The 18,234-nt window shown below is 57.2% G+C and carries 16 protein-coding genes; 13 read left to right on the top strand and 3 right to left on the bottom strand.

All coding sequences use genetic code 11. From position 1 onward, the window contains the following. Window positions 1-423 precede the first annotated feature (423 nt). Genes L977_RS10490 through L977_RS10460 form a run of 7 tightly spaced genes read left to right on the top strand, consistent with a single transcriptional unit; the run spans window position 424 to window position 8,198 of the window. Window positions 424-1,143 carry a FadR/GntR family transcriptional regulator gene (locus L977_RS10490; protein WP_014882662.1) on the top strand — a complete coding sequence of 240 codons (720 nt, stop codon included), beginning with the start codon at window positions 424-426 and terminating at the stop codon, window positions 1,141-1,143. Next, a complete protein-coding gene (locus L977_RS10485; protein ID WP_047625707.1) occupies window positions 1,140-2,153 on the top strand; it encodes an ABC transporter ATP-binding protein in 1,014 nt (337 codons plus the stop codon). The genes L977_RS10490 and L977_RS10485 overlap by 4 nt, the downstream gene beginning before the upstream one ends. Next, entirely contained in the window at window positions 2,150-3,232 is a 1,083-nt protein-coding gene (locus L977_RS10480; protein ID WP_023332156.1) for an ABC transporter ATP-binding protein, read from the top strand. Before L977_RS10485 ends, L977_RS10480 begins: the two co-directional genes overlap by 4 nt. A gap of 2 nt (window positions 3,233-3,234) precedes the next feature. Continuing rightward, window positions 3,235-4,749, top strand: coding sequence for an ABC transporter substrate-binding protein (locus L977_RS10475; protein WP_014882665.1), 1,515 nt, complete (start codon window positions 3,235-3,237; stop codon window positions 4,747-4,749). An 18-nt stretch (window positions 4,750-4,767) separates the two neighbouring features. After that, window positions 4,768-5,709, top strand: a complete 942-nt coding sequence (locus L977_RS10470; RefSeq protein WP_014882666.1) for an ABC transporter permease — start codon at window positions 4,768-4,770, stop codon at window positions 5,707-5,709. A 2-nt stretch (window positions 5,710-5,711) separates the two neighbouring features. After that, a complete protein-coding gene (locus L977_RS10465; protein WP_032637422.1) occupies window positions 5,712-6,587 on the top strand; it encodes an ABC transporter permease in 876 nt (291 codons plus the stop codon). Between the two features lie 9 nt (window positions 6,588-6,596). After that, complete coding sequence (locus tag L977_RS10460) at window positions 6,597-8,198, top strand: gamma-glutamyltransferase family protein (RefSeq protein WP_014882668.1); 1,602 nt, start codon at window positions 6,597-6,599, stop codon at window positions 8,196-8,198. Between the two features lie 54 nt (window positions 8,199-8,252). Here the strand turns inward: L977_RS10460 and L977_RS10455 are convergent, their stop codons facing one another. Beyond that, on the bottom strand, window positions 8,253-9,023 hold the full coding sequence (locus tag L977_RS10455) for an amidohydrolase (protein WP_014882669.1): 771 nt from the start codon (window positions 9,021-9,023) through the stop codon (window positions 8,253-8,255). Window positions 9,024-9,131: 108 nt separating this feature from the next. After that, window positions 9,132-11,576 carry an acyl-CoA dehydrogenase FadE gene (fadE, locus tag L977_RS10450; protein ID WP_047625706.1) on the bottom strand — a complete coding sequence of 815 codons (2,445 nt, stop codon included), beginning with the start codon at window positions 11,574-11,576 and terminating at the stop codon, window positions 9,132-9,134. Between the two features lie 239 nt (window positions 11,577-11,815). Between fadE and lpcA the strand changes: the two genes are divergently transcribed. Together lpcA and L977_RS10440 are read left to right on the top strand one after the other, a co-directional pair. Then, a complete protein-coding gene (lpcA, locus tag L977_RS10445) occupies window positions 11,816-12,394 on the top strand; it encodes a D-sedoheptulose 7-phosphate isomerase (RefSeq protein ID WP_032637420.1) in 579 nt (192 codons plus the stop codon). 57 nt (window positions 12,395-12,451) lie between these two features. Beyond that, a complete protein-coding gene (locus L977_RS10440) occupies window positions 12,452-13,219 on the top strand; it encodes a class II glutamine amidotransferase (RefSeq protein WP_014882671.1) in 768 nt (255 codons plus the stop codon). On the opposite strand, the gene dpaA is transcribed toward L977_RS10440, so the two are convergent. Beyond that, entirely contained in the window at window positions 13,190-13,930 is a 741-nt protein-coding gene (gene dpaA / locus L977_RS10435; RefSeq protein WP_014882672.1) for a peptidoglycan meso-diaminopimelic acid protein amidase, read from the bottom strand. The two genes, L977_RS10440 and dpaA, sit on opposite strands and share 30 nt — an antisense overlap. Window positions 13,931-14,228: 298 nt before the next feature. Between dpaA and L977_RS10430 the strand changes: the two genes are divergently transcribed. Genes L977_RS10430 through L977_RS10415 form a run of 4 tightly spaced genes read left to right on the top strand, consistent with a single transcriptional unit; the run spans window position 14,229 to window position 18,228 of the window. Continuing rightward, window positions 14,229-15,572 (top strand): Na(+)-translocating NADH-quinone reductase subunit A, encoded by a 1,344-nt coding sequence (locus tag L977_RS10430; RefSeq protein ID WP_023332159.1) that lies wholly within the window; start codon window positions 14,229-14,231, stop codon window positions 15,570-15,572. A 2-nt stretch (window positions 15,573-15,574) separates the two neighbouring features. Then, window positions 15,575-16,810 carry an NADH:ubiquinone reductase (Na(+)-transporting) subunit B gene (locus tag L977_RS10425; RefSeq protein WP_047343778.1) on the top strand — a complete coding sequence of 412 codons (1,236 nt, stop codon included), beginning with the start codon at window positions 15,575-15,577 and terminating at the stop codon, window positions 16,808-16,810. Then, window positions 16,803-17,597, top strand: coding sequence for a Na(+)-translocating NADH-quinone reductase subunit C (locus tag L977_RS10420; RefSeq protein WP_014882675.1), 795 nt, complete (start codon window positions 16,803-16,805; stop codon window positions 17,595-17,597). Before L977_RS10425 ends, L977_RS10420 begins: the two co-directional genes overlap by 8 nt. Then, entirely contained in the window at window positions 17,590-18,228 is a 639-nt protein-coding gene (locus tag L977_RS10415; RefSeq protein WP_045269693.1) for an NADH:ubiquinone reductase (Na(+)-transporting) subunit D, read from the top strand. The genes L977_RS10420 and L977_RS10415 overlap by 8 nt, the downstream gene beginning before the upstream one ends. The last annotated feature ends 6 nt before the right edge of the window (window positions 18,229-18,234 follow it).

The following is an 18,234-nucleotide window of genomic DNA, read 5'->3' as shown; positions in this document are numbered from 1 at the left end:
TGTCACGCAGGGGGTCGCGGGTTCGAGTCCCGTCCGTTCCGCCACTATTCAGAAGGCCTGAATCAGAAATGATTCAGGCCTTCGTCGTTTCAACAGCCTGTGTCTTTTATCCGCCTTTCTTTTCATTAACAAAATGTTAATTTATGTGGTGCAATTAATTAACATTTGCACAGCATTAGTGCGTTATTTGCACTGTGTTTGTGCATTCTTTCGCCCAGCCACTTTTTGGCCTTCATCAGACTGTGTCGCTTTGTAAAAAAAATTTTCATGAAATCATTCGCTTACAGTGGATATCGTGAAAGTTTTTGAACCAATAAATAATTGGTTCGGTTATTGCTTAATCATTAGCACGATAAGGTTCATGCCATATCAATAACTTATCGTTAATAAAAAGAAAATAATGATGATAGCGAGCGAACCAATATGGAAAAACCGTCACGGTTTCTGGCCAATTCCAGTACCGCGCTTGAGCAGTTGCGCGGGCTTATCAACCAGCATGAGTCAACACCAGGCACTCCGCTGCCCACGGAACGTGAGCTGTCGGAAACTCTCGGCGTAGGACGACGCGAAGTGCGTCGCGCGCTGGATGTGCTGGAAGAGGAAGGACGGATCTGGCGTAAACAGGGTAAAGGCACCTTTATTGGTCCCGCTGCCCCTGTTGAACCGCTGGCGCTTCAGGGATTGGTTCAGCAAACCAACCTGCTGGAAGTTATGGAAGCTCGTCTACAGCTCGAACCCGGCTTAGCCCGGCTTGCGGCACTGCGTGCCACCAGGGAAAACCTCGCGCTCATGCAGCGCATGCTGGAACGCATCGACAAGGTCAGCCCGGATGACCGCGATCTCAACGAACTGTGGGATAGCGCCTTTCACCGCGCTATTGCCGAGGCTGCGGGCAACCGCCTGATGCTCGGCCTGTTTGACGCGATTGATGCCGTGCGGCGCGAACCGGGCTGGCAGCATCTGCGCGAATTAGCCCGCACGCCCGAACGTGTCGACAGCTATAACGACCACCATCACAAGATCATGTCTGCGATTATCCATCGCCAGCCTAATGAAGCAGCTGCCGCCATGCGCGAACACCTGCTTAGCCTGCAAACCGCCCTGATTCAGGCGATCCACCTTGAGGACGACTTCACGCTATGACGACGATCCCGTTTAAGGACACCACGCCTGTACTTCGGCTGAATAATCTCAACGTTAAATTTTCCGGCTCGCCGGTTAGCGTACTGGACGGCATTTCCCTGACGGTCAAAGCAGGCGAGACGCTGGTGCTGGTGGGAGAGTCCGGTTGCGGGAAAAGTATCACCTCACTGGCGCTGATGGGATTACTGCCCGCCAGCGCGCAGATTGTCAGCGGAGAAATGCAGTTTCGCCGTCACGATCTGCGAAAGCTCTCGCCGCGGGACTATGCCGATTTGCGCGGCAGCGAGCTGGCGATGATTTTCCAGGAGCCAATGACCTCGCTCAATCCCGCTTTCACATTAGGCGATCAGCTCAGTGAAGCGGTCATGCGTCACCAGAGCGTTTCCCGCACAGAGGCGATGAAGGTCGCGCTGCAGATCCTCGAGAAGGTGCAGATCCCCGCGGCGGAGATGCGCCTCAAGGCTTACCCGCATCAGCTTTCCGGCGGTATGCGCCAGCGTGTGATGATTGCCATGGCGCTGATCAACCATCCTAAATTACTGATTGCCGATGAACCGACTACCGCGCTCGACGTCACCATCCAGGCGCAAATCCTCACCTTGCTCAACATCCTCAAAGAAGAAACCGGCACGGCGGTCCTGATGATCACCCACGATTTAGGCGTGGTGGCCGAAGTCGCCCAGCAGGTGGCGGTAATGTATGCCGGGCAGGTGGTGGAGCAGGGGAGCGTCGAGGCCATCTTTGCCGACCCGCAGCACCCGTACACCATCGGCCTGATGGGCTCAATCCCTTCGCTGGGCGCACGTAAAGGCCAGCTCTCCACCATTCCCGGGTCGGTCCCGCTCCCGGAATCCATGCCGAAAGGCTGTCGTTTTGCGACGCGCTGCCCGTTTGCGCAGTCTCGCTGCCATGATGAAAAACCGCCGCTCAACACGCTCGGCGCGGGTCATCAGGTCGCCTGCTTCCGCGTGCCGCTCGAACACCACATTGCCCTGGGAGAGACCGCATGACTACGCCAATTCTTGAAGCCCGCGACCTCAGCAAGCGCTTCCCAGGTCCGAAAAAACTCTTTTCACCGGCCCGGTTTGTTACGGCGGTCGATCGCGTTTCGCTTGCCGTGATGCCGGGTGAAACGCTGGCAATTGTCGGCGAGTCTGGCTCCGGCAAATCCACCCTTGGGCGTCTGCTGCTGCGCCTGCTCGCCGCCAGTGAAGGGCGAGTGTTTTACCAGGGGGAGGAGATTACCGACGCCTCGGGCGCCCGTCTGAACCAGCTCCGGCGTGAGCTGCAAATTATTTTCCAGGATCCGTTTGCCTCGCTGAACCCGCGCATGACGGTGGAGCAGATCGTCGGTGAGCCGCTGTGGCTGCACCAGAATATGAAGAAAGCCGACCGACAGTATCGCGTCGCCGAACTCCTCAAAACCGTTGGCCTGCCTGCCGCCTGGTCCGGGCGCTATCCGCACGAGTTTTCCGGCGGCCAGCGCCAGCGTATCGGCATTGCGCGCGCGCTGGCCTCGGGACCAAAACTGTTGCTTGGCGATGAACCCGTCTCTGCGCTGGATGTTTCCGTCCAGGCGCAGGTCGTCAATTTGCTGGAAAGCCTGAAGCACCAGCTGGGGCTGACGATGGTGATCGTCGCCCACGGCCTGGCGGTGATTCGCCATATGAGCGACCGCGTGGCGGTCATGTATCTCGGGCAAATCGTTGAACTTGCGACCGTCGACGAGATCTTTGACGCCCCGCTGCACCCTTATACCCAGGCACTGATCGCCTCGGCACCACAGATGCAGCCGGGCATTGAACGCGACGCACCGCTGCTGCAGGGGGATCTGCCGAACCCGGCGAGCCCTCCGTCCGGCTGCCGTTTCCATACCCGCTGCCCGTATGTTACCGATGAATGCCGTCAGGTTGAGCCGATTAATCAGGTGCTGGACGGTGGACGTCAGGTCGCCTGTCACCGCTGGCAGGACATCAATCGCGATCGCAGTGTTATTCAGATAGCACCGCCATCCGCAGCTTTTCTGCGCCGCCGCGCGCTGTTTGAACACGCGGCCACTCACTCCTCCCTTCCTTCAAGGAACTCATGATAATGACAATGCGTAATTCTCTTTTGACCGTACTGGGAAGTGTTATGTTGCTTGGCGCGGCGCTGCCCGCCCATTCTGAAAGCGTGCTGCGAATTGGTCTGGGAGCTGACCCGGACATGCTCGACCCGCATCTGGCGCGCACCTACTATGGCCGCTTTGTCTTTGCTTCCCTGTGCGACAGGCTGGTGGATGTCGACGAGCATCTGAAAGTGGTGCCAGGTCTGGCGAAGTCGTGGGCCTGGAGCGATGACGGCAAAACGCTGACCATGGATCTCCGTGAGGGGGTGACCTTCCATGACGGCGAGAAATTCGACGCCGCTGCTGCGAAATACAACCTCGACCGTGCGTTGACCCTAAAAGGCTCCCTGCGCAAAAGCGAGATCTCCTCGGTGGAATCGGTAGAGGTCACCGGTCCGATGCAGATTGCGCTGCACCTGAAAACCCCTGACGCCGCGCTGCTGATGCAGCTGACTGACCGCGCGGGCGCGATGATGGCACCCGACGCGGCGAAAAAGCCTGACTTTGCCGCCCATCCGGTCTGTTCCGGTCCTTATAAGTTTGACAGCCGCGTGTCCCAGGACCGCATTGTTCTGACTCGCTTCGACAATTACTGGAATAAAGACGCCTACCACTTCGACAAAATTATTTATCTGCCGATCCCGGACGCCTCCGTGCGCCTCGCGAACCTGCGGGCAGGCGATCTCGACCTGACCGAAGGCATTGCGGCCAGCGACGTTAAAACCGTTGAAGCCGACAGCAAGCTGGCGCTGGCGAAGGTAACGGGTCTGGGTTACCAGGGCATTACCTTCAACATCAACAACGGCAAGGTCCCGGCGAACGATCCGTTCAGAGATGCCCGCGTACGCGAGGCATTTTCGCAGGCCATCGACCGTGATGCGCTAAATCAGGTGGTCTTTGAAGGGCTATACACGCCGGCAAACCAGGCGTTTTCCACGGTGAGCCCGTATCACGTCAATTTGCCGGTTCCGCCCCGTGACGTCGATAAAGCCAAAGCGCTGCTCAAAGCGGCAGGCGTCACCACGCCGCTGACCGTCAACCTGCTGGTGCCGAACAACCCGACCTCGCAGCAGGTGGGTCAGGTTCTGCAGGCAATGGTTGCCGAGGCCGGCTTCACGCTCAACCTGCAGATGACCGAATTCGCGACGCTGCTGGATCGTCAGCAGAGTGGTGATTATCAGCTCAGTTTCTCCGGCTGGTCGGGCCGCCCGGACCCGGACGGCAGCATCTACGGCTTTGTCCATAGCAAAGGCACTCTGAATGACGGACGCTACAGCAACGCGCAGGTCGACGAATGGCTGACTCAGGCGCGCCAGAGCACCGACCAGGCCGCACGCCAGCCGCTGTATGACAAGGTGGTGAAACAGCTGCAAACCGACATGCCGATTGCCTACCTCTACTTCGAGCCGCGCATTTTTGGTCTGAACAAGCGCGTGCAGGGCTTTAAGCCTTACCCGGACGGCATCGTGCGTCTGGCGGGTTTGACGCTGGCGAAATAAACGTCCTGAGGAGAACCCATGCTGGAACTGATTTGCAAACGTCTGCTGCTGGCCATCCCGACCCTGCTGCTGGTGAGCATGATGGTGTTTGGCCTGCAAAAACTGCTGCCCGGCGACCCGCTGATCGCCATGGCCGGGGAGGAGCGCGATCCGGCGGTTATCGCCCAGCTGCGTGCTGAGCTCAATCTGGATGCGCCCATTCCTGTGCAGTATTTCAACTGGTTAACGCGCGCATTGCAGGGCGACCTGGGGGTCTCCTTACGCACGCACGAACCGGTGACGCAGCTGATTGCCAGTAAGCTGCCGGTGACGCTGGAGCTGTCGCTACTGGCGATGATTATCGCGCTGGTATTTGGCATTAGCATGGGGATCCTCGCGGCAGTGAACAAAAACAGTTGGGTCGATCACGGGGCGAACTTTGTGGCGATCTCGGGGATCTCGATCCCCCATTTCTGGCTGGGGATCCTGCTGATTCTGGTCTTCTCAGTGAACCTGCAGTGGCTTCCCGCGTCCGGCTATGTACCGTTCAGTGAGGATCCGGTGCAAAACCTGCGCACGCTGCTGCTGCCCGCAGCCGTTCTCGGAACAGGGCTGGCGGCGACGCTGATGCGCCATACCCGAGCATCGATGATTGCGGTCCTGAAAGCGGATTACATCCGCACCGCGCGCGCGAAAGGATTACTGCCGAAAGCGGTGATCTTAAAGCACGCGTTTCGCAATGCGCTGGTGCCGGTGATCACCCTTACGACGCTGCTGTTTGGTGAGCTTCTGGGCGGTGCGGTGCTGACCGAGCAGGTCTTCACCATTCCCGGCTTCGGCAAGATGATCGTCGATTCGGTATTTAACCGAGACTACGCGGTGGTGCAGGGCGTGGTGCTGATCGTGGCGATCGGCTTCCTGCTGCTCAACCTGCTGGCTGACGTGCTCTACGTTCTTATCAACCCGAAAATGCGAGGTTAACCATGGCGGAACTGACGACGCAAACCGCTGTGCCCGCGCTGCCGCGCGCGCAAAACCGGGTGCTAAAGAAATTCCTCGCCAATAAAAGTGCGGTGATTGGCGCGGTGGTGGTGGGCTTCTTTGTGCTGGTGGCGCTACTGGCGCCGTGGATTGCCCCGTTCGACCCGGTCAAAGCCAACTTCCTCGCGGTGCGTAAAGCGCCGTCGGCAATGTACTGGTTCGGCACCGACGAGCTGGGGCGCGACATTTTATCCCGCATTATCTGGGGGGCGAGAACCTCGCTGATGGCGGGCTGTATGTCGGTCGTTATCGCGGTAGCGATCGGCGTGCCGCTGGGGCTGGTAGCGGGGTATTTCCAGAAGATGTGGGATGGGGTGATCTCGCGCTTCATTGAAGCGCTGCTGGCCTGCCCGTTTCTGATCATGGCGATCGCGCTGGGGGCATTTTTAGGCCCAAGCCTGACCAACGCGATGATCGCCATTGGCCTTTCCGCGATGCCGATCTTCGCCCGTCTGACGCGTGGGCAGGTGATCGCCATCCGCAACGAAGAGTACATCGACGGCGCGCGGGCGATTGGCCTGCCGGATCGCTGGATCATCATCAAATACGTGCTGCCCAACGTGATGTCACCGATCCTGGTGCAGGCCACGCTGGCGATTGCCTCGGCGATTATCGCCGAAGCCAGCCTGTCGTTTTTAGGGTTGGGGCAGCAGCCGCCCAATCCGTCCTGGGGGTCAATGCTCAACACCGCGAAAGGTTTTCTTGAGCAGGCGCCGTGGATGTCCGTTTTCCCCGGCGTGGCAATTTTCCTTGCCGTGCAGGGCTTTAATTTACTTGGCGACGGGCTGCGCGATGCGCTCGATCCGCGCCACGACTAAGGAGTCATGATGACTAAAGCGCTTGATTTTACGTCCGGTTACGAATCACGACGCCCTCCGATGATGGGCCATAACGCCGTTGCCACTTCGCAACCGCTGGCGGCGCAGGCAGGAATGAAAATGCTGCAGCTGGGCGGTAATGCTGTTGATGCGGCGATTGCCACCGCGATGGCGCTGACGGTAGTCGAGCCGACCGGTAACGGGATCGGCAGTGATGCCTTTGCCATCGTCTGGGACGGTGAAAAACTTCACGGTCTGAACGCGTCGGGGCGCTCACCGGCCAGCTGGCATGCGGATCTCTTTGCCGGAAAAACGGCGGTACCCGAAATCGGCTGGGACGCCGTGACCGTGCCCGGTGCGGTATCCGGCTGGGTTGCACTGGCAGAGCGTTTCGGCACGCTGCCTCTGACAACGCTGGCGCAGCCAGCCATTGACTATGCGCGAAACGGTTTCCCGGTTTCGCCGCTGATTGGCCATCTCTGGCAGCGCGGCTACAACAAGCTGAAAGATCAGCCTGGCTTCAGCGCCTGCTTCGCGCCGGAAGGCCGCGCGCCGCGAGTGGGGGAGATCTTCCGTAATCCGGCGCAGGCGAATTCGCTGGAACTGATAGCGAAAACCAACGGCGACGCGTTTTACCGCGGCGAGCTGGCGCAGAAAATTGCCGCCTTCGCCAAAGAACACGGCGCGCATTTGACGGCTGAAGATCTCGCCAGCCACCGCGTGGACTGGGTAGACCTGCTGTCACGCGACTTCGCGGGTGGTTCGGTGCAGGAGCTGCCGCCAAACGGCCAGGGGATCGCCACGCTGATTGCGCTGGGTATTCTGGAGCAGTGCGGCATCGAGCAGCATCATCCGGACTCCGTGCAGTCTCTGCATTTGTCCATTGAAGCGATGAAGCTGGCGCTGGCGGATCTCGACCGCTACGTGGCGGATGAAGATCATATGGCGTTCGCGGCCAAAGAGCTGCTGAGCGATCATTACCTGAAATCGCGTGCGGCGCTGATCAACCACGAAAGCGCCTCTGATTTTGTCTACGGTTCACCCACCCAGAGCGGTACGGTCTACATCAGCACTGCGGATGCCAGCGGGATGATGGTCTCCTTTATTCAGTCCAACTATATGGGGTTTGGTTCAGGGATCGTGGTGCCAGACACCGGGATTAGCCTGCAAAACCGGGGCTGTGGTTTTTCGCTGGATCCTAATCATCCGAACGCGCTGGCGGGCAGCAAGCGTCCGTTCCACACCATCATTCCGGGCTTTGCGATGGACGGCAACGGCAAGCCGTTGATGTCCTTCGGCGTGATGGGCGGCCCGATGCAGGCGCAAGGACACATGCAGATGGCGCTGCGCATTATGCTGCACGGGCAAAACCCGCAGGCGGCGATTGACGCTCCGCGCTGGCGCGTGGTGCAGGGCAGGGAAGTGATCGTCGAATCAACGTTCGATCGCAATACTATCGCTGCGCTGCGCGAACGCGGACACCAGATCGTGGTGGAAGATCCGCTGCAGGATTATAACTTCGGCGGTGCGCAGGTGATTTATCGCCTTCCGGAAGGGCATTACGTGGCTGCAACGGAGAGCCGTAAAGACGGACAGGCGTTGGTGAGTTAAACGCTCGAGCAACATTTGTAGGCCGGGTAAAGCGTAGCCGCCACCCGGCTTTTTTTACCCGATGCTAAACGGATCCGCATCCTGCCAGGCCGGAAACTTCTCCCGATACTCCTTCAGCGCGGTCAACGATAGCTCCGCATCAATTCGCGTTGCCTGATGCGGCTCGGCAGTCGCAATAATCTCGCCCTGCGGATTTACCACCCGGCTGTCGCCGCGGTAGTGATGCCCGTTGCCATCCGTCCCCACACGGTTACAGCCCACCACATACGCCTGGTTCTCAATGGCGCGCGCCACCAGCAGCGACTGCCAGTGCAGCGAACGCGGTGCTGGCCAGTTGGCGACATACAGCGCCAGGTCATAATCGTTGCGGTTGCGCGACCACACCGGGAAGCGCAGGTCGTAGCAGACCAGCGGCAGAATGCGCCAGCCGCGCCACTCGAATACCACGCGCTCATTACCCGCTTCATAGTGATGATGCTCATCCGCCATGCGGAACAGGTGGCGTTTATCGTAAAAATGCACTTTCCCTTCCGGCTCAACCAGCAGAAAACGGTTCACTGGCCCGCGCTCGGTTTGCAGGGCGGCACTACCCGCGATCAGCGCGTTTGTTTGCTGCGCTTTGGTATGCATCCAGGCGACCACGTCATCCTGAGGCATTGATTGCTTAGCTGCTTCCATGGCGAAGCCGGTGGTGAACATCTCCGGCAGGACAATCACATCTCGTCCGGTAATCTCTTCCAGTTGACGATCAAAGTGGCGCAGGTTGGCAGGGCCATCCATCCACACTAAAGGTTGCTGCAAAATCGAAATCTTCAAACCCGGCACGATACAGACTCCTCAAACGACCCCTTTTTGACACTGTAGCACGTCATTACGAGAAAATGTGGCAATAAAAAACCCCGCGCGCGGCGGGGTTTGTCAGAACGAAACGGGTTATGCCGCTTCAGGTTTACGGTGCTTCTCTGGCAGCTTTACCGGCTGTGTTGCCAGCTCGTCCGGTTCGAAATCATCGACGTTAATACTGCGCAGACGGCTCTCTTCGGCTTTTACCAGAATTGCTGCTTCAGCATTATCGATAATGCCACCTGACAGCGCCTGTTTCGCCAGTTCATCCAGACGGGTGAACGGCAGGTTTTTGCCCAGTTGTTTGCAGATCTTCTGATGAATTGGGTCGGCGGCCATTACATCAAGCAGCGCCTCTTCCAGCAGACCCACCGGGTTATGTGGCGTAGGGGCCAGGTACTGACCACGGCCGATACGGGAGCGTGTCGCGCTCGGGACCTGCAGGATTTTCGCCACTTTGTGGTCCAGCTTGTCGGACGGTGCCAGGTGGTGACGACCGGTCGGGAAGATCACCACGCGCAGGGCGCCCGCAACAAAGCGGTTCGGGAAGTTCGCCAGCAGATCGTCAATCGCCTGTTCTGCCTGATACATCGCATCCTGAACGCCCCAGTGTACCAGCGGCAGATCCGCTTCCTGACGCCCTTCGTCGTCGTAACGCTTCAGGACCGCAGACGCCAGGAAAATCTGGCTCAGCACGTCGCCCAGACGGGCAGAGATCCGCTCGCGACGCTTCAGGCTACCGCCGAGAACGGCCATGGAAACATCCGACAGCAGAGCCAGGTTGGCGCTCAGACGGTTCAGATGCTGGTAATAGCGTTTGGTCGCATCACCGGTTGGCGTCGCGCTGGTAAGACCGTGCGTCAGGCCGAGCCAGAAGCTGCGCACCTTGTTGCTACCCACATGACCGATATGTTTGAACAGCAGCTTATCGAAGGCATCCACGTCATTATTTTGCGCAGCGGCCATCTCTTCCAGCACGTACGGATGGCAGCGAATCGCCCCCTGACCGAAGATCATCATGCTGCGGGTCAGGATGTTTGCCCCTTCCACGGTGATGGCAATCGGTGCGCCCTGATAGCCGCGCGCCAGGAAGTTGCCTTCGCCGAGCATAATGCCTTTACCGCCTGCGATATCCATCGCGTCAATGATCGACTGCTGCGCGCGGTGGGTACAGTGGTATTTCACAATCGCGGACAGCACGGCCGGTTTTTCGCCCAGCATGATGCCGTAGGTAATCAAAGATGCGGCGGCATCCATCACGTAGGCATTACCCGCAATACGCGCCAGCGGCTCTTCGATACCTTCCATCTTGCCGATGGATATTTTGAACTGACGGCGGATGTGGGCGTATGCACCAATCCCCATCGCCACAGATTTCAGGCCACCGGTAGAGTTCGACGGCAGGGTAATGCCGCGGCCAACCGACAGACATTCCACCAGCATACGCCAGCCCTGACCGGCCATTTTCGGACCACCGATGATGTAATCAATCGGCACAAAGATGTCCTGACCGCGGGTTGGACCGTTCTGGAACGGCACGTTCAGCGGGAAGTGACGGCGACCAATTTCAACGCCTGGGGTAGAGGTTGGGATCAGCGCACAGGTAATGCCCAGATCTTCTTCGCCGCCCAGTAGTTTTTCCGGGTCAGAGAGCTTAAAGGCCAGACCCAGCACGGTGGCGATTGGCGCCAGGGTGATATAACGCTTGTTCCAGGTCAGGCGCATGCCCAGCACCTGCTCGCCCTGCCACTCGCCCATGCAGACTACGCCGGTATCCGGGATCGCGCCTGCATCGGAACCCGCTTCCGGGCTGGTCAGCGCGAAGCAAGGGATTTCCTGACCACGTGCAAGACGCGGCAGGTAGTGATCTTTCTGCTCTTCGGTACCGTAATGCTGCAGCAGTTCACCCGGGCCTAAGGAGTTAGGCACGCCAACGGTAATCGCCAGGATCCCGGAGACGCCCGCCAGCTTTTGCAGGACGCGAGCCTGAGCGTAAGCGGAGAATTCCAGACCGCCATACTCTTTCTTGATGATCATCGCGAAGAAGCGATGTTCTTTCAGATACGCCCACAGCTCTGGCGGCAGATCGGCCATTTCATGGGTGATGGCAAAGTCGTTTGCCATGCGGCACGCCTCTTCCACCGGGCCGTCAATAAAGGCCTGCTCTTCAGCGGTCAGACGCGGCTGCGGATAGTTATGCAGCTTTTTCCAGTCCGGGTTGCCCTGGAACAGGTCGCCTTCCCACCAGGTGGTACCGGCATCAATCGCTTCTTTCTCAGTCCGCGACATTGGCGGCATCACTTTGCGGAAGCCTTTGAACACCGGCGCGGAGATCATCGACTTACGCATCGGGGTAAAGTTAAACGGCAGAAGAATGATGGCCAGCGGAACTAAAAGCCAGATATTCCACAGACCAGCGACGCCAAGTGCAGCCGTCCAGGCCAGCAGAATCACACTACTCAGGAATAAACTGACGCGGTGATAGAACAACACACCGAGCAGTACAACAGTTGCGAGAATGCTCAAAATCATCATAAAGAAAAGCTCCCTTGCTTGTAGGAGGTCTGACCACTTGTGATGATATGGTTGTAGTTGATGTTATTTCCTTTAGCAATGTGTTTACAAAATAATTACAACCGGGCTCACATTGTTCGTGTTTTCGCCGGCACGAAAAAGCAAAACGCCGGAGGATTCGCATGGCTTTAGCTTCTCGCTTTTCCCGCTATCCGGTACACTCCACTGTGTTATTTCATCAATACTGAAGGATTATCCTCATGTACCAGGATCTTATTCGTAACGAACTGAACGAAGCGGCGGAAACGCTGGCCAACTTTCTGAAAGATGATGCCAACATTCACGCTATTCAGCGCGCGGCGGTCCTGCTGGCCGACAGCTTTAAAGCGGGCGGCAAAGTGCTCTCCTGCGGTAACGGTGGTTCCCACTGTGATGCCATGCACTTTGCAGAAGAGCTGACCGGACGCTATCGCGAAAACCGTCCGGGCTACCCGGCGATTGCGATTTCCGACGTCAGCCACATCTCCTGCGTAGGCAATGACTTTGGTTACGACCACATCTTTTCCCGCTACGTTGAAGCGGTAGGCCGTGAAGGCGACGTGCTGCTGGGCATTTCGACCTCCGGTAACTCCGCTAACGTGATCAAAGCGATCGCTGCCGCGCGTGAAAAAGGGATGAAAGTCATCACCCTGACCGGTAAAGATGGCGGTAAGATGGACGGTACCGCGGATATCGAAATTCGCGTTCCGCACTTTGGTTATGCTGACCGCGTTCAGGAAATTCACATCAAAGTGATCCATATCCTGATCCAGCTGATCGAAAAAGAGATGGCTAAGTAAGACTTCGCGGGGGGCATAGCCATTGGGGCGTTGCCCCCGCTGTTGTGGAGGTGATGTATGTGCGAACTGCTCGGGATGAGCGCCAATGTGCCAACCGATATCTGCTTTAGTTTCACCGGGCTGGTGCAGCGCGGTGGAGGAACCGGGCCGCATAAAGACGGCTGGGGCATTACCTTCTACGAAGGCAAAGGGTGTCGCACGTTCAAAGATCCACAGCCCAGCTATAACTCACCGATTGCCAAACTGGTGCAGGACTATCCCATCAAGTCCCGCTCGGTGATTGCGCACATCCGTCAGGCTAACCGCGGCGAAGTGGCGCTGGAAAATACCCATCCGTTTACCCGTGAACTGTGGGGGCGAAACTGGACCTACGCGCACAACGGGCAACTGACGGGCTATAAGTCGCTGGAGACGGGGAATTTCCGCCCGGTCGGCGAAACGGATAGCGAAAAAGCCTTCTGCTGGCTACTGCACAAGCTGACGGAACGTTATCCTCGTACGCCCGGCAACATGACCGCCGTGTTTAAATACATCGCGACGCTGGCATCCGAGCTACGTGAAAAAGGCGTGTTTAACATGCTGCTGTCAGACGGACGCTATGTCATGGCGTTCTGTTCGACGAACCTGTTCTGGATCACGCGCCGTGCGCCGTTTGGCGTTGCAAAGCTGCTCGATCAGGATGTGGAGATAGACTTTCAGAAAGAGACCACACCGAACGATGTGGTCACAGTCATTGCGACGCAGCCGCTGACGGGCAACGAAGCCTGGCAAAAGATCATGCCAGGCGAGTGGGTGCTATTTTGTCTCGGGGACCGTGTAATTTGACGCCAGCTGTGGATGGACGACTTCGTGGCTCAGCGGTTTGCTGACCACGTAACGGCCATCTACGATAGAAACCACAGGCGGCTTGTGGGTCTGCTCAAAGTAGTCGTAACCCGGCTTCAGCTGTTTCCAGAAATCGGCGTAATAGGAGTACTTATGGCGGGCCATGTTGGCATCCGTCATACGGAACGGATAAATGCTGACCTGAACGTTAGGCTGCCCGAACACCAGCGCGCCTGTTACGAACTGGAAAATTTCATCAATGCCGGCATCGGTCATCGCATAACAGCCGATAGACACGCAGGCACCGTGGATCATCAGGTATTTCCCTTCATAACCGTGAGCACGGTCATAGGCATTGGGGAAACCGATGTTAATGGCTTTATAGAAGCGGCTGTCCGGTTTGAGCTGGCTACGCTGAACGTTATAAAACCCTTCCGGACTTTTAAAATCACCCTGGCGCTGTTTTGGCCCCAGCCCGCCGGAGTAATTACAAATTTTGTAGCTATCAAGCAGCTGATATGTCTCGCCCATTTTCACAAATAGATCGAGCGTGCGTTCTTCCTTGAAGATTTGAATATAAACCGGCGATCCCATTAACTGCTGTTTATATTCTTTGCTGATCGGCGTCGTGGAGCTGTTGCTGCTGAGCAGCCCGGCAAACGACATGCACGGAATCAGAAGCATCGCAATGAACAATGCGATTTTACGCATACTACAAGTTCCTTGATAAAACGTAGACCAACTTGCCAGGGCGGCAAAAGAGACCCGAAATCAGATTATTCTGTTAGGAGCGCTCACATTAGCACCGCTATAGATTTTCGCAAGAGTCGGGCGATGAGTTTACAAATTAGTTTTACTTTATAAACCATCAAAATCACGCTGGCTCCAGGAACTTTGCGTATTAGCTCGCAATTTGGCGCACCCGCAGGCGGATCCCCTGCCCGTGAGAAGGGGAAAATGGTACACTTCGCGCCCACTGGATTGTTGTTTATGGAAACCTGCTAACCACATGTTTAAAATAAAAAAAGGACTTAATCTGCCGATTGCAGGCGTGCCCGAGCAGCACGTTTCGCCCGGTGCAAGTGTCCGTCATGTCGCCATCGTAGGCGACGATTATCTGGGAATGCGTCCCTCGATGCTGGTTCAGGAAGGCGATCGCGTTATCAAAGGGCAGGCGCTCTTTGAGGATAAAAAAAATCCCGGCGTGCTGTTCACTGCTCCCGCCAGCGGCACCGTTGTGGCGATCAATCGTGGCGAGCGCCGTGTCCTTCAGTCGGTGGTGATCCGCATTGAAGGCGATGAACAGCGTGAGTTTGCCCATTACGACGCCGCAGAACTCGCGTCGCTTAGCCGGGAAACTGTGCAGGCTCAACTGCTGGCATCCGGTTTGTGGACGGCACTTCGCACGCGTCCTTTCAGCAAATCCCCCGCTCCTGATACGGCCCCGGCTGCCATATTCGTGACGGCCATCGACACCAACCCGCTCAGCGCAGACCCGCAGCCCGTTATTCTGGCGCAGCGTAAAGCCTTCGATGCCGGGCTGACGGTTTTAACGCGCCTGACGCCCGGAAAAGTTCACGTCTGCCAGGCCGGCGGTGGCAAGCTTGGCGGCCATCCGCAGGGGCAGGTCACGTTTAATGAATTTTCGGGTCCACATCCGGCTGGGCTGGTCGGCACCCATATTCACTTCCTTGAGCCGGTGAGTCTGAAAAAACAGGTCTGGCATCTTAATTATCAGGACGTCATTGCCATTGGTAAGCTCTTTACCACTGGCGTTCTCTGCGCTGAACGGGTCATCGCTATCGGCGGTCCGCAGGCTGCAAACCCGCGCCTGGTAAAAACGCTTCTGGGAGCCGATCTTAATGACCTGCTTTCCGGGGAAACGAAAGAGGGTGAAAACCGCCTGATTTCCGGTTCAGTACTCAGTGGGCGCCGTGCAGTTGATGCGCATGCGTATCTGGGCCGTTTCCATCTTCAGGTGAGCGTTGTGCAGGAAGGGCGTGAGAAAGAGCTGTTCGGTTGGGTGCTGCCGGGTGCAGAGAAATACTCCGTGACCCGCACTACGCTGGGTCACTTCCTGCGTCATAAGCTCTTTAATTTCTCCACCAGCACGAACGGCGGTGAGCGCGCAATGGTCCCGATTGGCAACTACGAACGCGTGATGCCGCTGGACATTCTGCCCACCGTGCTGCTGCGCGATCTCCTTGCCGGTGATACCGACGGCGCGCAGGCGCTGGGCTGTCTCGAGCTGGATGAAGAAGATTTGGCGCTGTGTACCTATGTGTGTCCAGGTAAATACGAATATGGACCCGTATTGCGCGAGGTGTTAACCCGCATTGAGCAGGAAGGATAACGATGGGCTTAAAACACCTCTTTGAAAAAATAGAGCCGCATTTTACCGAGGGTAAACTGAAGAAGTACTACCCGCTGTACGAAGCGACGACGACCATTTTCTACACGCCGGGTCTGGTGACGAAAGGGGCGGCGCACGTTCGCGATGCCATCGACCTGAAACGCATGATGATCCTGGTGTGGTTTGCGGTCTTCCCGGCCATGTTCTGGGGTATGTACAACGTGGGTCTGCAAACCATTCCGGCGCTGCATCATCTCTATGATGCGCAGCAGCTGGCGCAGGTCATTCAGTCTGACTGGCACTACCGCCTGGCACAGTCGTTAGGCGTGAGCTTCGCGGCGGACGCGGGCTGGCTCAGCATGATGACGCTGGGGGCGGTATTCTTCCTGCCGATTTATATGACTGTCTTTATCGTGGGCGGTTTCTGGGAAGTGCTGTTCGCCATCATCCGCAAACACGAGATTAACGAGGGCTTCTTTGTTACCTCTATCCTGTTTGCGCTGATTGTGCCACCTACGCTGCCACTCTGGCAGGCGGCGTTGGGGATAAGCTTTGGCGTCGTGATTGCCAAAGAGATCTTCGGCGGGACCGGGCGTAACTTCCTGAACCCGGCGCTGGCGGGGCGTGCGTTCCTGTTCTTTGCCTACCCGGCGCAGATCTCAGGTGACCTGGTGTGGACGGCTGCGGACGGTTTCTCTGGTGCGACCCCCCTTTCCCAGTGGGCGGCAGGCGGCGGTGAAACGCTGGTCAATAATGCGACCAGCCAGCCGGTGACCTGGTTTGATGCGTTTATTGGCAACATCCCGGGCTCCATCGGGGAAGTGTCTACCCTGATGATTTTGCTCGGTGGGGCTATCATTCTCTTTGGTCGCGTGGCCTCCTGGCGCATCGTCGCAGGCGTGATGCTCGGGATGGTGCTTACTGCCACCCTGTTCAATCTCATTGGTTCAAACACGAACCCGATGTTTTCTATGCCGTGGTACTGGCACCTTGTGCTGGGCGGTTTTGCGTTTGGCATGATGTTCATGGCCACCGATCCCGTCTCGGCCTCGTTTACCGACAGAGGTAAATGGTGTTACGGCGCGCTCATTGGGGTGATGTGTGTATTGATTCGCGTGGTCAACCCGGCCTATCCGGAAGGGATGATGTTGGCCATTCTGTTTGCCAATCTGTTTGCGCCGCTGTTCGACTATCTGGTCGTGCGCGCCAACATTAAGCGGAGGAAGGCGCGTGGCTGAAGTCAAAAATAACGACAGCATCAGCAAAACATTGCTGGTGGTTCTGGTGCTTTGCCTGGTCTGTTCCATTGTCGTCGCCGGTTCTGCCGTCGGGTTAAAACCGCTGCAGCAGGAGCAACGGGCGCTGGATAAACAGCGTAACATCCTGGCCGTGGCCGGGCTGATGCAGGAAGGCATGACGAAGGACGACGTCTCAGCCGTGTTTGCTGAACGCATTACCGCACGGCTGGTGAATTTAAAAACCGGTGAACTGATGGATAAAGACCCGGCGAAATATAACCAGGCGCTGGCGCTGAAAGATCCGCAGATGAGCACTTCGCTTGATGCCTCTCAGGATCCGGCAGGGATTAAGCGCCGCAGCAATATTGCGGAGATTTATCTCGTTCGTGACGAGCAAAAACGCGTGCAGGAAGTGGTTTTGCCCATCTATGGTAACGGCTTGTGGTCAATGATGTACGCCTTTGTGGCGCTGGACACCGATGGCCGCACGGTCAAAGGCATTACTTATTATGATCAGGGCGAAACGCCGGGGCTGGGTGGCGAAGTTGAGAACCCTAACTGGCGTGCGCAGTTTGTCGGTAAAAAAGTACTCGACGATAACGGTCAGCCTGCGCTTAAGGTGGTGAAAGGGGGCGCGCGTCCCGGTGATGACTTCGCCGTTGACGGCCTTTCCGGGGCCACGCTCACCTCTAACGGGGTGCAGCACAGTTTTGATTTCTGGATGGGTGAACTGGGCTTTGGTCCCTTCCTGAAAAACGTACGTGAAGGAGCGCTAAACAATGGCTGATACGGGTGAACTGAAAGAAGTTAAAAAGGTACTGACTGGACCACTTTTAGCCAATAACCCGATAACGCTGCAGGTGCTGGGCGTTTGCTCTGCCCTGGCGGTGACGACCAAACTGGAAACGGCGGTAGTGATGACGCTGGCAGTTACGCTGGTGACAGCGTTCTCCAGCATGTTTATCTCAATGATCCGCCACCACATACCCAACAGCGTAAGGATCATCGTCCAGATGGCGATCATCGCTTCGCTGGTGATCGTCGTTGATCAGCTGCTGCGCGCGTTTGCTTATGAAACCTCGAAGCAGCTTTCGGTGTTTGTCGGCCTGATTATCACCAACTGTATCGTGATGGGACGCGCTGAAGCCTACGCCATGAAAATGCCGCCGCTGGCGAGCTTTATGGATGGGATCGGCAACGGTCTGGGCTACGGCGTGATCCTGCTGACGGTCGGTTTCCTGCGCGAGCTTATTGGCAGCGGCAAGCTGTTTGGCATCACGGTGCTGGACACGGTACAGAACGGCGGCTGGTATCTGCCAAACGGACTGTTCCTGCTGGCCCCAAGCGCATTTTTCATTATCGGTTTGCTGATCTGGCTGATTCGTACGTTGAAGCCCGAACAGCAGGAAAAGGAGTAACCGACA

Origin of the sequence: Enterobacter sp. ZOR0014 (assembly GCF_000798855.1) — a bacterium.
Classification (GTDB): domain Bacteria; phylum Pseudomonadota; class Gammaproteobacteria; order Enterobacterales; family Enterobacteriaceae; genus Enterobacter; species Enterobacter kobei.
This window is presented reverse-complemented; position numbering and strand designations above follow the sequence as displayed.

Bases quoted from the DNA above. Each gene is read 5' to 3' on its own strand.
- fadE (WP_047625706.1), bottom strand. From the start codon at position 11,576: ATGATGATTTTGAGCATTCTCGCAACTGTTGTACTGCTCGGTGTGTTG.
- L977_RS10490 (WP_014882662.1), top strand. From the start codon at position 424: ATGGAAAAACCGTCACGGTTTCTGGCCAATTCCAGTACCGCGCTTGAG.
- L977_RS10440 (WP_014882671.1), top strand. From the start codon at position 12,452: ATGTGCGAACTGCTCGGGATGAGCGCCAATGTGCCAACCGATATCTGC.
- lpcA (WP_032637420.1), top strand. From the start codon at position 11,816: ATGTACCAGGATCTTATTCGTAACGAACTGAACGAAGCGGCGGAAACG.
- L977_RS10475 (WP_014882665.1), top strand. From the start codon at position 3,235: ATGACAATGCGTAATTCTCTTTTGACCGTACTGGGAAGTGTTATGTTG.
- L977_RS10430 (WP_023332159.1), top strand. From the start codon at position 14,229: ATGTTTAAAATAAAAAAAGGACTTAATCTGCCGATTGCAGGCGTGCCC.
- L977_RS10460 (WP_014882668.1), top strand. From the start codon at position 6,597: ATGACTAAAGCGCTTGATTTTACGTCCGGTTACGAATCACGACGCCCT.
- dpaA (WP_014882672.1), bottom strand. From the start codon at position 13,930: ATGCGTAAAATCGCATTGTTCATTGCGATGCTTCTGATTCCGTGCATG.
- L977_RS10465 (WP_032637422.1), top strand. From the start codon at position 5,712: ATGGCGGAACTGACGACGCAAACCGCTGTGCCCGCGCTGCCGCGCGCG.
- L977_RS10425 (WP_047343778.1), top strand. From the start codon at position 15,575: ATGGGCTTAAAACACCTCTTTGAAAAAATAGAGCCGCATTTTACCGAG.
- L977_RS10415 (WP_045269693.1), top strand. From the start codon at position 17,590: ATGGCTGATACGGGTGAACTGAAAGAAGTTAAAAAGGTACTGACTGGA.
- L977_RS10480 (WP_023332156.1), top strand. From the start codon at position 2,150: ATGACTACGCCAATTCTTGAAGCCCGCGACCTCAGCAAGCGCTTCCCA.
- L977_RS10485 (WP_047625707.1), top strand. From the start codon at position 1,140: ATGACGACGATCCCGTTTAAGGACACCACGCCTGTACTTCGGCTGAAT.
- L977_RS10470 (WP_014882666.1), top strand. From the start codon at position 4,768: ATGCTGGAACTGATTTGCAAACGTCTGCTGCTGGCCATCCCGACCCTG.